We start from the raw sequence: 14,518 nt of genomic DNA, 5'->3' as shown, positions 1-14,518 counted from the left end.
CGTCCCCGGACCGCGAATCAGCACCATAGCGCTTGCGCGAATCGGCGTGAAGAATCAATCAGCGCAAAAATAAAGCCGGGCGAAAAGTCAATCGCCCGGCTCCAATATCTAGTGGCAAGTTTCGCCGTGGTTAATAGCGGTAGTGTTCCGGCTTGAACGGTCCCTGCGGAGTGACGCCGATATAGGCGGCCTGTTCGCCGGACAGTTCGGTCAGGCGGGCACCGAGCTTGTCGAGATGCAGGCGCGCGACCTTTTCGTCGAGATGCTTCGGCAGGACATAGACCTGGTTCTCGTACTGGCCGGGCTTGGTGTACAGCTCGATCTGGGCCAACACCTGATTGGTGAAGGACGCCGACATGACGAAGCTCGGGTGGCCGGTAGCGTTGCCGAGGTTGAGCAGGCGGCCTTCCGACAAAAGGATCATCCGCTTGCCGTCCGGGAAGGTGATCATGTCCACCTGAGGCTTGATGTTGGTCCATTTCAGGTTGCGCAGCGAGGCCACCTGGATCTCGTTGTCGAAGTGACCGATGTTGCCGACGATCACCATGTCCTTCATCAGGCGCATGTGGTCGAGGGTAACGACGTCCTTGTTGCCGGTGGTGGTGATGACGATGTCGGCCGTCGGCGCCGCGTCTTCGAGCGTGACCACCTCGAAACCGTCCATCGCCGCCTGCAGCGCGCAGATCGGATCGACCTCGGTGACCTTGACGCGGGCGCCGGCGCCCTTGAGCGAAGCCGACGAGCCCTTGCCGACGTCGCCATAGCCGCAGACAACCGCGACCTTGCCGGCCATCATCGTGTCGGTGCCGCGGCGAATGCCGTCGACAAGCGATTCCTTGCAGCCATATTTGTTGTCGAATTTCGACTTGGTGACGGAATCATTGACGTTGATCGCCGGGAACGGCAGCAGGCCTTTTTTCTGCAACTGATAGAGCCGGTTGACGCCGGTCGTCGTCTCTTCGGTGACGCCGCGGATCGCTTCCTTCTGCTTGGTGAAGAAGCCGGGCGATGCCTGCATGCGCTTCTTGATCTGGGCAAACACGATCTCTTCCTCTTCGCTGCCCGGATTGGACAGCACATCCTCGCCGGCCTCGGCGCGGGCGCCGATCAGGATGTACATGGTGGCATCGCCACCGTCATCGAGGATCATGTTGGAGGTGCCGCCATCGGCCCACTGGAAGATCTTGTCGGTGTAGACCCAATAATCCTCCAGCGTCTCGCCCTTGACGGCAAACACCGGAATTCCGGCCTCGGCAATGGCCGCGGCAGCGTGGTCCTGGGTCGAGAAGATATTGCAGGAAGCCCAGCGGATGTCGGCGCCGAGCGCTTTCAGCGTTTCGATCAGCACCGCCGTCTGGATGGTCATGTGCAGCGAACCGGTGATGCGCGCGCCCTTGAGCGGCTTCTTGTCGCCGAATTCCTCGCGGCAGGCCATCAGGCCGGGCATTTCGGTTTCGGCGATCTCGATCTCCTTGCGGCCCCAGCCGGCAAGCGCGATGTCAGCGACCACATAGTCCTTGCTACCCGTCATGGCAGTGCTCCGATGCGAATTGATTGCGGGACGCGCCCGCCCCGAAGGCATTTCGGAGGGCGCGAGTTGCCGGCCTGACTAGCAGATCGGGAGTGGGACGACAATGGGATATAAAGAAATCTTTATCCGTGCATGTCTTCAGCGGCGGCGGCCATGAGAGCGCGCAGAAGGGGTGCTGTCCAAGGTGGCCGTCCCTCAGACCTCAGATCGGCAACACTTTCAAAGCCGGAAACAAAAACCCGCCTCGGCGGGCGGGTCTTCGGGGCCAATTGCCACCATAACGAAATTAGTAGCATAGCTGCCGGCACAAAGCAAGAACAAAATACGCGACGGTCGCGCAAAAATGCGATTTCCTTCACCGCCGCAAGGTTGCGCCCGAACATGCCGTAGCAGGTGCCGTCGGCGAAGCCGTCAGCACTCCTCGCCGAAACGGGAAGCAACTAGTTGCTCCAGCGCATCGATGACCTCTTCGGCCTCCGGGCCGGTGGCGGTGACGCGTATCGAATAACCGGGGCTCGCCGCCAGCATCATCAGGCCCATGATCGAGGTGCCGCCGACCTTGACGCCGTCCTTCTCGACCTGGACCGTGGCGTTGAAGCCGCTGGCGACTTGAACGAACTTGGCCGAGGCGCGTGCGTGTAGGCCGCGCTGGTTGACGATCGGAAAGTCGCGAACGATCTTGTCCTTTTCCGGCAACAGCGCGCTCATTTGCTGCTCAGGAGTTGACTGGCGACATTGATGTATTTACGGCCGGCAGCCTGCGCCTCATCCAGCGCGGCCGTCATGTTGTCGCCCTTGCGAACGCTGGACAGCTTGATCAGCATCGGCAGGTTCATGCCGGCAATGACCTCGATACGCCCGGATTCCATCACGGAAATGGCGAGGTTAGAGGGCGTGCCGCCGAACATGTCGGTCAAAACGATGACGCCTGATCCCGTATCGACGCGGCCGACTGCCTCGATAATGTCGCGGCGGCGCTGTTCCATATCGTCGTCGGCACCGATCGCCACGGTCTCGAAATTGTCTTGTGGCCCAACGACATGTTCCACGGCATTGCGGAACTCGGCGGCCAGTTGACCGTGCGTTACAAGCACGAGTCCGATCATTCTTTGGTGGCTCCCGTCATCGCCGCTTCACAGGCGCATTTTATGCTCGCCGACCGTTCCAGGTGGCGGGAGCGCTATCTTGTCGACGCAAGGCCCGTTGACAAGCCCAAAATTGCGCCGGCCCAAGCCAATTTGACGCATTGCAGCAAAAAATCGAAATCGGATCACAGGAAAGGTGCAATCGACAGGCGCGACATCACTGCCGGCAAGGCCGCCGCTACATTGCGCCCGGCAAGATCGATGCGCGGCACTGGTACGCCGACAACGAGTTCGCTGCAGTCTTCCTGGAAGCGGGCCATTTTGCCGGCTGGCACCAGCCGGATAATGAGGTCGATCACGCAGCTTGGCTCGAACTGTATCGGTTTGGGGCCGAATCCCGGCACCTCGACGAGGCCGGCTATGCTGGCTGGTGCGCGGCAGACCAGCCGCCCGTCGCAATCTGCAGCATAGAGCTGGTCATCGCCGATCAGCCGGGAAAACAGCTCACGCTGGCTGCAATGATCGATCAGGGCGAGCGCCAGCGTCGTCTTGCCCAAACCGGACGGTCCGGTGATGAGAATGCCGCGATCGCCTATCAGGATCGCGGTGCCGTGAATATTTTCAGGCTGCACAACAGGACCAGGCGTGATTGGAATTCATCCGTCAGCCTTCCGCCGGCAGCGTCACCACGAAGCGCGCGCCCTTGATCTCGCCAGGCTTGGTGCCCGGGATGTTCTCGGCGCTCAGCGTGCCGCCATGGGCTTCAACGATCTGCCTGGATATCGACAGGCCAAGGCCCGAGTTCTGACCGAACGCCTCGCCGGCCGGCCGATCGGTATAGAACCGCTCGAAAATGCGGTCGATGTTATCGGCACGGATACCGGGTCCATTGTCGTCGATGGTGACGATGTTGAACTTGCCGGCGCGCGCCAGCGATATGGTGATGTGGCCACGTTCCTCGGGAACGAACGAGCGGGCATTCTCGATCAGGTTGGTGATCACCTGGCCGATCCTCAGATCATGACCGACGACGAAGTAGCCTTTCACGCCCTGTGGCAGTTTGGCGACCTTAAATTCGATCTCGACCGCCTTCTTGTTGCGCGTGGCCTCGCGCGAGACGGCGACCAGATCGGTGATGAACTTCTTGAGGTCGACGGTTCCTGCATCTTCCCGCGCCAGCTCGGCATCGAGACGGGAGGCATCGGAAATATCGGTGATGAGACGGTCAAGCCGCCTCACATCGTGCTGGATGATATCCATCAGCCGGCTGCGCGAATTGTCGTTCCTGGCCAGCGGCAATGTCTCCACCGCGCTGCGCAGCGAGGTAAGCGGGTTCTTCAACTCGTGCGAGACATCCGCGGCAAAACTTTCGATCGCCTCGATGCGGGCGTAGAGCGCGTTGGTCATGTCGCGCACGGCGATCGACAGATTGCCGATCTCGTCCTGGCGGTCGGAGAAGTCGGGGATTTCCTCGCGGTTCTTGACGCCGCGGCGAACCCTGACCGCCGCCGCGGAAAGCCGGCGCAGCGGGTTGGCGATGGTGGAGGCCAGCAGCATCGACAGGATGGCGGTAACCAGGGCGGCAATGCCGAACACGCGCAGGATCGCCTTGCGCTCGGCCGCGACGATCTTGTCGATGTCGCCGCCTTCGGTCGACAGCATCAGCACGCCGAGAACGGCACGGAAGCGCTGGATCGGCACCGCCACAGAAACGATCTGCTCGCCCTGCTCCGAGATCCGCACGATCGTCGACGGGCTGCCGGTAAGCGCCTTGACCACTTCCGGAAACGCGGCGCCGTTGCCACCCGGCTGCTCGCGATAGACAGGCAGCTGCTTGTTGCGGAAGAAATCGAAGACGAATTTCTGGATGCGCTCCAGAAGGTCTGGCTGTTCCTCTTCGACCGGCGGCAAATCGTAGCGAAGGATCTGGCCGCGCGAATAGAGATGGCGGGAATCGAGCAGCAGGTTGGCGTCGCGGTCGTAAATGCGGGCGCGTGTGCGCGTCGGCGAGATCAACCGCCTGAGCACCGGCGCCACGCGCTCCGGATTGATCGGAAAATCGAGGTTGTCGAGCTGATCGGAGCCCGGGCCGAGGCTTTCGCCGGCCTGCAACTCGAGCAGCTTCTCCGGATCGATGCTGATCGAATCGGTCTCGACCGTCGCCGAGGCGGCGATCGCGCCGGCGATGATCTCGCCTTGAGTCATCAGGCTCTCGACACGGGCGTCGATCAGCCCGTCACGAAAGGTATTGAGATAGAGAATGCCGGTGACCAGGACGGCAAGGCCGGCAAGGTTGAGAAAGAGGATACGCCGCGTCAGGCTGGAAAAGATGTGATGGCCGAGAAACCGGCGCATCGGCACCGTAATTTTCGACACGAAGGCGGGCAGAATCCGCGGCGGGCGCCTGGCGGCGCCCGACCGTCTCACTCGCTCTACTTCCACTGCCATCGAATAGCAGCTCCCGCTCGGTAATTAGTGAGTAGTGAGTAGGCAGCAGGAATAGAGAAATGGTTGGCTGAGATCGCGGCGATGCATGAGTGGCCGCTCGCATCATTCAAAACTGACTACCGACTATTCCCTACTGCCTACTGCCTATTCATGCTTCGCGGAACCGATATCCGACTCCGTAAAGGGTTTCGATCATTTCGAAGTCATCATCAACGGCCTTGAACTTTTTGCGCAGCCGCTTGATGTGACTGTCGATGGTGCGGTCATCGACATAGACCTGCTCATCATAAGCCGAATCCATCAGCGCATCACGGCTTTTTACGACCCCCGGACGCTGTGCCAGCGAATGCAGGATGAGGAACTCGGTGACGGTAAGCGTCACCGGCTCGCCCTTCCAGGTGCAGGTGTGGCGCTCCTGGTCCATGACAAGCTGGCCGCGCTCAAGCGACCGGGCCTGCTGGTTGGGCGCCTTGGCCGCCGCCTCGCGGGTGCTGGCGCGGCGCAGCACGGCGCGGACGCGCTCCACCAGAAGACGCTGCGAGAAGGGTTTGCGGATGAAGTCGTCGGCGCCCATCTTGAGGCCGAACAGTTCATCGATCTCATCGTCCTTGGAGGTCAGGAAGATCACCGGCAGGTCGGATTTCTGACGCATCCGGCGCAGCAACTCCATGCCGTCCATGCGCGGCATCTTGATGTCGAGGATGGCGAGGTTCGGCGGGCGCGCCGCCAGTCCCTCCAGCGCCGATGCCCCATCCGTGTAGGTTTCGACCCGATAACCCTCGGATTCAAGGGCGATCGAAACCGAAGTCAGAATGTTGCGATCGTCGTCGACAAGCGCGATTGTTGCCATTTCAAGCGGCTCCCTCATGAGCTGTCCCTTCTTTCGTCGAGAAGGGGCTTTTGCAGGACAAATTAGGTACAAAATGTGGCACAGGCTGTATCCGCTGTCACGCGCGGCATGTCGACGGCCACAATTGTACCTCGATATGGATTGGACGAATGAACATCGCCAATCCTTTGGGCAACCATCAGTGTTTTTGCACATATAAACGATTTAAACAACTTTCAAAATATTTAAATCGATTAATGATTTGATATCATTCGCCTTTTCTGGTTTTGACGTTTTTAGCTCCTGCAATGGGGGTTCCGGAATTCGCCGGTAAAGACGCGGTAAATCGAAGAAGGGACACCCATGTCGGAAGCCGGCAAACGCAATCCTGCATGTGCAATCGATCGCATCGGCCTGAGAACCACGGGCGTGGTACGCTATAATTTCGGCGCGGCCGCGCTCTACGAGGAGGCAATCCGCCGTGGCGAGGCCCGACTCACCGCGCATGGCGCGCTTGCCGCCGAGACCGGGCAGCACACCGGCCGCTCGCCCAGGGACAAATTCGTGGTGCGCGACGAAAGCACCGCGCCGCATATATGGTGGGACAACAACAAAGCGATTTCGCCGATCCAGTTCGATACGCTGCTTGCCGATTTTCGCGCCCACGCGGCTGGAAAGGACCTTTATGTGCAGGACCTGGTCGGCGGCGCCGACGAGGAACTGAAGCTGCCGACCAGGGTGATCACGGAGCTTGCCTGGCACTCCTTGTTCATCCGCAATCTGCTCATCCGACCGGCCGCCGCCGAACTCGAGCATTTCATGCCCGATTTGACGATCATCGACCTGCCGTCGTTCCGCGCCGATCCCGCCCGCCACGGCACGCGCGGCGAAACGGTGATTGCCGTCGATCTTTCGCACATGATCGTGTTGATCGGCGGTACCTCGTATGCCGGCGAGATGAAGAAGTCGGTGTTCACCGTGCTCAACTATCTGCTGCCGGCAAAAGGTGTGATGCCGATGCACTGCTCGGCCAATGAAGGGCCCGTCGGCGACGCGGCCGTTTTCTTCGGCCTTTCCGGGACCGGCAAGACGACGTTGTCGGCCGACCCGTCGCGCACGCTGGTCGGCGACGACGAGCATGGCTGGGGACCGCACGGCATCTTCAATTTCGAGGGCGGCTGCTATGCCAAGACGATCAAGCTTTCGGCCGAAGCCGAGCCGGAGATCTTCGCCACCACCCAGCGCTTCGGCACGGTGCTGGAGAATGTGGCGCTCGACGCAGGCCGCGTGCCGGATTTCGACGACGGCGGGCTGACCGAAAACACACGCTGCGCCTACCCGCTCCACTTCATCCCCAACGCCAGCAAGACGGGGCGCGCCAGCCACCCGAAGAACATCATCATGCTGACCGCCGACGCATTCGGTGTGATGCCGCCGATCGCGCGGCTGACCCCGGCGCAGGCCATGTACCATTTCCTCTCCGGCTATACCGCCAAGGTGGCGGGGACCGAGAAGGGTGTTACGGAACCCGAAGCGACATTTTCGACATGCTTCGGCGCACCGTTCATGCCGCGGCATCCGTCGGTATACGGCAATCTGTTGCGCGAGCTCATCGCCCGCCACGGCGTCGATTGCTGGCTGGTCAACACCGGCTGGACCGGCGGCGCCTACGGCACCGGCAAGCGAATGCCGATCAAAGCAACGCGGGCGCTGCTTGCGGCGGCGCTCGACGGCTCGCTGAAAGCGGCCGACTTCCGCACCGACGCCAATTTCGGTTTCGACGTTCCCGTGACGGTTGCCGGCGTCGACCGCGCCATTCTCGACCCTAGATCGACCTGGATCGACAAGCCCGCCTACGACCGGCAGGCGGCAAGGCTGGTCGGCATGTTCGTCGACAATTTCGAAAAATTCGAAGCCCATGTCGACGCCACCGTGCTCGGCGCCGCACCACGCATGCAGGTAGCGGCTGAATAGCCGTCGCCCCTGGTGATGCTTCAAGGCCCGGCTTCGATCGGGCCTTTTCTTTTTTCGCCTGCCGCGCCATGAGTGCGGCATGAACGCCGACGACAAGATCATCATTACCGACGATGCGGTGATTAATCCGGGCGACCTGCACGAGGACTTCATCCGTTCGTCCGGCCCGGGCGGCCAGAACGTCAACAAGGTGGCGACGGCAGTGCAATTGCGCTTCGATGCCGCCAATGCGGCTGGCCTGTCGGAGCGGGTGCGCGAACGGACCATCAAGCTTGCCGGCCAGCGCGCCACCAAGGACGGCGTCATCGTCATTGAAGCCGGACGCTTCCGCACCCAGGAGCAGAACCGGGCGGACGCCCGGGCGCGGCTGACGGCACTGGTCGCCAAGGCCGCCGAACCACCACCACCGCCGCGCAAGAAGACCAGGCCGTCCAAAGGCGCGGTCGAAAGACGGCTCAAGAGCAAGGCCGGGCGCGGCTCGATCAAGAAACTGCGCGGCCGGGTCGGGGATGAGTGACAGCCGAAGCGGCTTCCGATCTCAGATCGCCGGTTAAAGCGCGCAGCCACCGTCGGAGGCGGCTTTCGGGTCGCCGTTTTCATTTGACGGTGGCATTCTGATTTCTCCAGACCAACGGATTAAGCGACGCGATGCTCGTACTGCCCAAAGGCGTCCGCCATATGCCCGGCTACCTGTCGCGCGCCATGCAGGAAGTGCTGGTGGAAAATATCAGGCAGGTCGTGCAGAACGCGCCGCTGTTCGTGCCGGCGATGCCGCGTACCGGCAAGGAGATGAGCGTGCGCATGACCAATTGCGGTCCGCTGGGCTGGGTCACCGACAAGGAGCACGGCTATCGCTACCAGCCGACCCACCCGGTGACCGGAAGGCCTTGGCCGCCGATCCCGGAGATGCTGCTCGAACTGTGGCGGGATGTATCTGCCTATGCGCACCCGCCGGAAGCCTGCCTGGTCAATTTCTATTCGCAGGATGCCAAGATGGGTCTTCACCAGGACCGCGACGAGAGCGATTTCTCCGCGCCTGTCGTCTCGGTGTCGCTCGGCGAGGATTGCCTGTTCCGGATCGGCCAGACGACGCGCGACGGCGCCACCAAATCGTTCAGGCTGAGGAGCGGCGACGTCGTCGTGCTTGGCGGCGAAGGGCGGCTCTGCTTTCACGGCGTCGACCGTATCTACCCGTCGACCTCGGCATTGCTCAGGAGTGGCGGCCGCATCAATCTGACGCTGCGACGGGTGACGATGCCGAAATAGGCTGTTCAGGTGGCCGGGGGTGCCAGTAGCACGACCGCCGTTGTAGCGTTTGGCCAGCAGCAGGGCACTGCCCGGCCAGGGTTGCAAGCCCGGAGCCTGGCGGTGCGTTGCATCGTTGCGCGCACGCCAGGCCTGGAGCGCCAACAGCCGATCTCGGGCGGTCCGGGAATCGCATCATCTCGAGCCGTTCCGCAAACCTAGACCAGCACTGGCGAATACCCAGTGGCGAAGCACCACATAGTTGACGAGCGGGACCACGATGCATGTCAGCACAATCGGGATCTGCGCCTGCAGGCCCAGAATCCCGGACAACACGGCGGGCAGAAGAAATGACACCGCCAGACCAAGCAATGTCAGCACGAAAAAGCGAGGCGCCTCGAAACGATGCGCCCCGCTGGACGCGAAGGTAAAATACTTGTGCCCGGCATAGGAGAAGAGGGCGGCGATGGCGTAAGCGAGCACCGAGGCCGAAGCCGGCCGCAGCGACACCGCGTCCCCCATCGAAAATACCGCGGCAAGCAGTGCGTAGAGCAGAGTGGCGCCAAAGCCGATAATCAGGAAACGCGCCGGCTGCTTTGCAAGTCTGAAGCCCGAACCGGCGCTAAACACGGCCGCTGCACACATATTGCGCCCCGAGCGGCAGGTGCGAGACCCAGCCCTCGACCTTGCGCGCGACGGAATTCGCGAAGGGAAACATCAGGAAATGCCTGCCTGCAACCTGTGTGAGGCCGGCCGCCTCCAGGAGACGGCCGGCTTTGCGGCGACTGATCAGGACAGCATCTTCATCGAAGGGGCAGCGGAAGACGGCCAGGCGTGTCAATGGATTGAACGGGTTGTGCTCGATCACCGACACGACGCCGCCGGGCCGGACGACGCGCCGCATCTCGGAAACAAAGCTCGGCCAATGTTCAGGCGGCACATGATGGACGACGCAAACGGCGAATGCGAGGTCGAATGTGCCATCCGCGTAAGGCAGCACGGGAGCCGTGTAGTCGGCATAGGTGACCCAGGGGTTTTCCTCACGCGCCCGGGCGATGGATTCCCTCGAAATGTCGCAGCCATGAAGGTCTGAAAAAAGCGGCTTCACGTAGGGATGCAGTGCGCCGACCCCACAGCCAACATCAAGCGCCCGAACGCAACCGTCGCGCCTTGCAATACCACGCTCGGCGATCAGGTCGGCAAGGAGGACTGACTTCGCCTGCAGGAAGAAGTCATGCTTCAGCCCGGAGAAGCTGATCGAGTCGTCGACAGTCCTGTTATAGGTGGTGCGATATTGATCGAAGAGTTCGGCCATCAACCAAACCTTCTGTCGCGTGACGCCGACAACGTCGCCTCGGTGTTTCGATTGTCGACTTCCGCCCGGAGCGCGTCCTCGAAGCCAGTAAGGCGATCAACGACATAGAGCGGCCGGCGCTTGATCTCGGAGTGGATCCCGCCGACATAGAGGCCGACGATACCGGTCATGAACAGGTTGATCCCGGACAAGAAGGAAACAATCACAACTGTCGACGTCCAGCCTTGGACAACACCGAAACTGAATGCCCAGGAAGCCACGGCAAAGAGCCCGAGCAACGCGGCTACCCCCGAGATAGCGAGCCCGGCCCAGAGCGCCATACGCAATGGTTTTTCCGAAAAGCCGATGACCCCGTGGACAGCCAGGCGGAGCATCTTCCAGAAAGGATACTTTGTTTCACCTGCGGCGCGCGCCGGTCGCTCGAATGAAACCGCCGTCTGCTTGAATCCCATCCAACCGAACATGCCGCGCACGAAACGGTTGCGCTCCGGCATCTGCTTGAACGTATCGAGAGCCTTGCGGCCGATTAGTCGGAAATCGCCAACGTCGCGGGGAATGTCGACCGAAGTCATCTTCTCCATCAGCCGGTAGAAGATGCTGGCTGTCAGCCGTTTGAACCAGGTTTCGCCTTCGCGCCGCATACGCCTCGCGTAGACGATTTCATAGCCCTCCTTCCACTTTTCCACCAGTTGGAGAACGACTTCAGGGGGATCCTGGAGGTCGGCATCCATGACCACCACGGCTTCCCCGGCAGCCGCATCCATGCCGGCCGTAATTGCAATCTGGTGCCCGAAATTGCGCGACAGTTCGATCAGCCGGAAGCGTGGCTCCTCGGCAACCATCCCACGCAGGTAGATCACACTCGTGTCGGTACTGCCGTCGTCGACGAAAATAGCCTCTGCCGGTGCGTCCAGCGCGTCGAGCAGGGCGACTATTCGCCGGATAAGGAGTGGAAGAACCGCCTCCTCGTTGAAGATCGGAATGACCAGGGAATAGCGGGGCTGCCTCGCACGAACTCCGGTACTGCTCGCGTTGATCACAGACTGCTCCCGACAGATCCGCTGGAATTGCCCATCGAACACTAGCCGGGATAGCCTAAGGCGCCGTTAACCGCGCCGTTACAGTTTCCTGAGCGCCACTTCCTCGACCAGATGGTTGGCGCCCTTGCGCAGGATGAGATCGGCTCGGGCGCGGGTGGGCAATATATTCTCGCGCAGATTCTTCAGGTTGATGTTGGTCCACAGGCCCTCGGCGATGGCGCGGGCCGCATCCTCGGAAAGTTGCGAATAGCGGTGAAAGAAGGAGGCCGGGTCGCGGAAGGCGGTTTCGCGCAACCGCATGAAGCGGGCGATATACCAGTGATGGATCAGCGCCTCCTCGGCATCGATGTAGATGGCAAAGTCGAAGAAATCCGACAGGAAAGGCACGATCTTGCCGTCCTTCGGCAGCTTGCCCGGCTGCAGGACGTTAATGCCTTCGAAGATCAGGATGTCGGGCCGGTCGATGGTCTGGAACGCGCCCGGAATGACGTCATAGGTCAGGTGCGAATAGACCGGCGCGCGGACGTTGCGCTGCGCCGATTTGATGCCGGACAGGAAACGCAGCAGCGCGCCGACGTCGTAGCTGTCGGGAAAGCCCTTGCGCTCCATCAGATTGTTGCGGCGCAGGACTTCGTTCGGCAGCAGGAAGCCGTCGGTGGTGACCAGGTCAACCTTGGGACTCGACGGCCAGCGCGCCAGCAGCTCCTTTAGCACGCGCGCCGTGGTCGATTTGCCGACCGCGACGGAACCGGCAATGCCGATGATGAACGGTGTCTTGGCCGCGTCCAGCGCGTTGAAGAAGGCCTGGCGCTGCCTGAACAGGAGTTGACTGGCTTCGACGTGAGCCGACAACAGCCGCGACATCGAAAGATAGATGCGCTCGACTTCGTGGAGATCGACCGGATCGTTCAGCGACCGCAGACGACGGATTTCGTCCTCGGTGAGCGTCATCGGCGTATCGGCGCGGAACCGCGACCATTGCTCGGCCGAGAAGAAACGATAGGGTGAATACTTCTCGGTAGGAGCGAGCTGGTCCATCGAGTTCCTCCGCAGCGATCAGCCCCGGTCCAGCCGAGACGCCTTTTCGGCGATGCCCGAACGACCGGTGCGGCGTTCAAGCTCGTTGAGCACATCGCTCAGCGGAATGTCCGCTATGCCGAGAACGACAAGCCAATGATAGATGAGATCGGCGCTTTCCGAAACAAGCGCGTCCCGGTCGGCGCTGACGGCTGCGATCACCGTTTCGACCGCCTCTTCGCCGAGTTTCTGCGCTGCCTTGCTCATGCCGCGCTGAAAGAGCTTGGCCGTCCACGAATCCGGATCGCCGGAACGCGCGCGTTCGCCAATAATCTTCTCCAGATCGGAGAGCGAGAACTCGGTCATGACGGCGTTTACAGCCTCTTCTTAGCCGGAAAAGGCTCTAGGACCGATTACCCGGCGAGTCCAGCCGCATCGGCAGTCCGGCCTGAGCCATGTGCAGCTTGGCCTCGGCGATGCTGTAGGTGCCGAAATGGAAGATCGACGCCGCCAGCACCGCGCCGGCATGGCCGTCGCGAATGCCTTCGACAAGGTGGTCGAGCGTGCCGACGCCGCCGGAAGCGATGACCGGCACGCGTACGGCGTCGGCGACCGCGCGGGTAAGGGCTATGTCGTAGCCGGCCTTGGTGCCGTCGCGGTCCATTGATGTCAGCAGGATCTCGCCGGCGCCGAGATCGACCACTCGCCGAACGAACTCGACAGCGTCGATGCCGGTCTTCTCGCGGCCGCCATGGGTAAATATTTCCCAGCGGTCGGCCTCGCTCGCAGCGGACACTTTCTTGGCATCGATGGCGACGACGATGCACTGGTTGCCGAATTTGTCCGCTGCTTCGGCGACAAAATTTGGGGTCTTCACCGCCGCCGTGTTGATCGACACCTTGTCGGCGCCGGCCAATAGCAGCTTCCTGATGTCGGCGACCTGACGGACGCCACCGCCAACGGTCAGCGGCATGAAACATTGTTCGGCGGTGCGGGCTACTACATCGAAAATGGTCTGGCGGTTTTCCGACGAGGCGGTGATGTCGAGAAAGCAGAGCTCGTCGGCGCCGGCCGCGTCATAGGCTTTTGCCGCTTCGACGGGATCGCCGGCATCGACCAGGTCGACGAAATTGACGCCCTTGACGACACGGCCGTTCTTGACATCCAGACAGGGGATGACGCGGGCTTTCAGCATCAGATCCTCTCGATCGCCGCAAGAAAGTCGACGAGCAGCTGGCCGACGACGGGCGGAACCTCGGACTGGGAATCAAAGGCCGGGTCGTATGCCGAGAGCGTAACGCCCGCGATCGGGATAGACCTGGCCAGTCCGCAGGCAAGCTGCCGTAACTGTTCCGGGCTCGGACCGCCCGGATGCGTGTAGCGGTTCACCTGCAGCACATTCGGATCGACGACGTCCAGGTCGAGATGCAGATGCGCCCGCACAGTCACTGTCGCCGTGAGCTTTCCGATCATATCGAGTGCACCGGCACATTCGGTGCGCACGATCGGCAAGGTTTCCAGCAGGCGCTTTTCGTCGGGATCGACGTCGCGGGCATCGACCAGCATGCAGCGCGCCGGGTTTATCGGCCGGAACCCCGGAATCGCTGCCGCCATCGGACGCCAGCAGAGCCCGAGAGTCGCCGCCAGCGCCATGCCGTCGAGAAAGCCGTAGGCCGACGTCTCCGGCGTGTTGAGATCGCCATGCTGGTCGATCCAGATGATCGAATCCGCAGCTTCACCGGCAACCGCACCGGCGGCGGTCAGGCAATTTCCAGCAAAGATAATGGGGAAGCGTCCTCCATCGCGGGCGAGGCCAACCTTGGTCGCGACAGCGTTGCAGACGGCGAAGCCGGTTGCGATTTCGCGCCCCTGCTCGTCTCCCACCTTGCCGATATCTTCGACGGCGACTTCATGGCCAGCCACGGTCAGGGCTTCGACGAGCCCACCGCCAACAATGGCGTCCGGACCCTGGCCGCACCCTTCGTGATAGTGCCCGCTGTCATAGGGAGCGAGGATAATCGAGACCTTCACGTT

Annotated in this window: 16 protein-coding genes; 3 read left to right on the top strand and 13 right to left on the bottom strand. The window is 61.7% G+C overall.

Annotated features, from left to right (window positions below; translation table 11 throughout):
- Nucleotides 1-130 precede the first annotated feature (130 nt).
- From ahcY to NKH78_RS06975, 6 genes are all read right to left on the bottom strand, one after another.
- A complete protein-coding gene (ahcY, locus tag NKH78_RS07000; RefSeq protein ID WP_352736769.1) occupies nt 131-1,531 on the bottom strand; it encodes an adenosylhomocysteinase in 1,401 nt (466 codons plus the stop codon).
- A gap of 411 nt (nt 1,532-1,942) precedes the next feature.
- Nucleotides 1,943-2,239 (bottom strand): HPr family phosphocarrier protein, encoded by a 297-nt coding sequence (locus tag NKH78_RS06995; protein WP_352736768.1) that lies wholly within the window; start codon nt 2,237-2,239, stop codon nt 1,943-1,945.
- Entirely contained in the window at nt 2,236-2,637 is a 402-nt protein-coding gene (locus NKH78_RS06990) for a PTS sugar transporter subunit IIA (protein ID WP_023677550.1), read from the bottom strand. The genes NKH78_RS06995 and NKH78_RS06990 overlap by 4 nt, the downstream gene beginning before the upstream one ends.
- Nucleotides 2,638-2,801: 164 nt before the next feature.
- Nucleotides 2,802-3,248, bottom strand: coding sequence for an HPr kinase/phosphorylase (locus NKH78_RS06985; RefSeq protein ID WP_352736767.1), 447 nt, complete (start codon nt 3,246-3,248; stop codon nt 2,802-2,804).
- A gap of 31 nt (nt 3,249-3,279) precedes the next feature.
- Complete coding sequence (locus NKH78_RS06980) at nt 3,280-5,064, bottom strand: sensor histidine kinase (RefSeq protein ID WP_352736766.1); 1,785 nt, start codon at nt 5,062-5,064, stop codon at nt 3,280-3,282.
- A 148-nt stretch (nt 5,065-5,212) separates the two neighbouring features.
- Nucleotides 5,213-5,914 carry a response regulator transcription factor gene (locus NKH78_RS06975; protein WP_023677547.1) on the bottom strand — a complete coding sequence of 234 codons (702 nt, stop codon included), beginning with the start codon at nt 5,912-5,914 and terminating at the stop codon, nt 5,213-5,215.
- A 342-nt stretch (nt 5,915-6,256) separates the two neighbouring features.
- On the opposite strand from NKH78_RS06975, the gene NKH78_RS06970 reads away from it, so the two are divergent.
- The 3 genes from NKH78_RS06970 (at nt 6,257) to NKH78_RS06960 (ending at nt 9,133) form a co-directional block, all read left to right on the top strand.
- A complete protein-coding gene (locus NKH78_RS06970) occupies nt 6,257-7,867 on the top strand; it encodes a phosphoenolpyruvate carboxykinase (protein WP_352616808.1) in 1,611 nt (536 codons plus the stop codon).
- 79 nt (nt 7,868-7,946) lie between these two features.
- The gene (arfB, locus tag NKH78_RS06965; RefSeq protein WP_023677545.1) at nt 7,947-8,384 is read left to right on the top strand and encodes an alternative ribosome rescue aminoacyl-tRNA hydrolase ArfB; all 438 of its coding nucleotides are present in this window, start codon (nt 7,947-7,949) and stop codon (nt 8,382-8,384) included.
- 131 nt (nt 8,385-8,515) lie between these two features.
- On the top strand, nt 8,516-9,133 hold the full coding sequence (locus tag NKH78_RS06960) for an alpha-ketoglutarate-dependent dioxygenase AlkB family protein (RefSeq protein WP_352736764.1): 618 nt from the start codon (nt 8,516-8,518) through the stop codon (nt 9,131-9,133).
- A gap of 174 nt (nt 9,134-9,307) precedes the next feature.
- Here NKH78_RS06960 and NKH78_RS06955 read toward each other — a convergent pair whose 3' ends face one another.
- The 7 genes from NKH78_RS06955 to NKH78_RS06925 all read right to left on the bottom strand — a co-directional run bounded on the left by NKH78_RS06955 (nt 9,308) and on the right by NKH78_RS06925 (nt 14,515).
- Nucleotides 9,308-9,757, bottom strand: a complete 450-nt coding sequence (locus NKH78_RS06955) for a GtrA family protein (RefSeq protein ID WP_352736762.1) — start codon at nt 9,755-9,757, stop codon at nt 9,308-9,310.
- Nucleotides 9,735-10,427 (bottom strand): class I SAM-dependent methyltransferase, encoded by a 693-nt coding sequence (locus tag NKH78_RS06950; protein WP_352736760.1) that lies wholly within the window; start codon nt 10,425-10,427, stop codon nt 9,735-9,737. The genes NKH78_RS06955 and NKH78_RS06950 overlap by 23 nt, the downstream gene beginning before the upstream one ends.
- Nucleotides 10,427-11,467, bottom strand: a complete 1,041-nt coding sequence (locus tag NKH78_RS06945; protein ID WP_502896114.1) for a glycosyltransferase family 2 protein — start codon at nt 11,465-11,467, stop codon at nt 10,427-10,429. Before NKH78_RS06945 ends, NKH78_RS06950 begins: the two co-directional genes overlap by 1 nt.
- 78 nt (nt 11,468-11,545) lie before the next feature.
- Entirely contained in the window at nt 11,546-12,505 is a 960-nt protein-coding gene (coaA, locus tag NKH78_RS06940; RefSeq protein ID WP_352480184.1) for a type I pantothenate kinase, read from the bottom strand.
- A gap of 18 nt (nt 12,506-12,523) precedes the next feature.
- On the bottom strand, nt 12,524-12,850 hold the full coding sequence (locus NKH78_RS06935; RefSeq protein ID WP_254815934.1) for a phosphoribosyl-ATP diphosphatase: 327 nt from the start codon (nt 12,848-12,850) through the stop codon (nt 12,524-12,526).
- Nucleotides 12,851-12,887: 37 nt separating this feature from the next.
- A complete protein-coding gene (gene hisF / locus NKH78_RS06930; RefSeq protein WP_352506058.1) occupies nt 12,888-13,682 on the bottom strand; it encodes an imidazole glycerol phosphate synthase subunit HisF in 795 nt (264 codons plus the stop codon).
- A complete protein-coding gene (locus NKH78_RS06925; RefSeq protein WP_352736759.1) occupies nt 13,679-14,515 on the bottom strand; it encodes an arginase family protein in 837 nt (278 codons plus the stop codon). Before NKH78_RS06925 ends, hisF begins: the two co-directional genes overlap by 4 nt.
- Nucleotides 14,516-14,518 lie beyond the last annotated feature (3 nt).

It is taken from the genome of Mesorhizobium sp. M0910, from assembly GCF_040319465.1.
In the GTDB taxonomy this organism is placed as follows: domain Bacteria; phylum Pseudomonadota; class Alphaproteobacteria; order Rhizobiales; family Rhizobiaceae; genus Mesorhizobium.
This window is presented reverse-complemented; position numbering and strand designations above follow the sequence as displayed.

Excerpts from the sequence above, each read along its gene's own strand:
- ahcY (WP_352736769.1), bottom strand. The coding sequence starts at position 1,531 with ATGACGGGTAGCAAGGACTATGTGGTCGCTGACATCGCGCTTGCCGGC.
- NKH78_RS06995 (WP_352736768.1), bottom strand. The coding sequence starts at position 2,239 with ATGAGCGCGCTGTTGCCGGAAAAGGACAAGATCGTTCGCGACTTTCCG.
- NKH78_RS06990 (WP_023677550.1), bottom strand. The coding sequence starts at position 2,637 with ATGATCGGACTCGTGCTTGTAACGCACGGTCAACTGGCCGCCGAGTTC.
- NKH78_RS06980 (WP_352736766.1), bottom strand. The coding sequence starts at position 5,064 with ATGGCAGTGGAAGTAGAGCGAGTGAGACGGTCGGGCGCCGCCAGGCGC.
- NKH78_RS06975 (WP_023677547.1), bottom strand. The coding sequence starts at position 5,914 with ATGGCAACAATCGCGCTTGTCGACGACGATCGCAACATTCTGACTTCG.
- NKH78_RS06970 (WP_352616808.1), top strand. The coding sequence starts at position 6,257 with ATGTCGGAAGCCGGCAAACGCAATCCTGCATGTGCAATCGATCGCATC.
- arfB (WP_023677545.1), top strand. The coding sequence starts at position 7,947 with ATGAACGCCGACGACAAGATCATCATTACCGACGATGCGGTGATTAAT.
- NKH78_RS06960 (WP_352736764.1), top strand. The coding sequence starts at position 8,516 with ATGCTCGTACTGCCCAAAGGCGTCCGCCATATGCCCGGCTACCTGTCG.
- NKH78_RS06955 (WP_352736762.1), bottom strand. The coding sequence starts at position 9,757 with ATGTGTGCAGCGGCCGTGTTTAGCGCCGGTTCGGGCTTCAGACTTGCA.
- NKH78_RS06950 (WP_352736760.1), bottom strand. The coding sequence starts at position 10,427 with ATGGCCGAACTCTTCGATCAATATCGCACCACCTATAACAGGACTGTC.
- coaA (WP_352480184.1), bottom strand. The coding sequence starts at position 12,505 with ATGGACCAGCTCGCTCCTACCGAGAAGTATTCACCCTATCGTTTCTTC.
- NKH78_RS06935 (WP_254815934.1), bottom strand. The coding sequence starts at position 12,850 with ATGACCGAGTTCTCGCTCTCCGATCTGGAGAAGATTATTGGCGAACGC.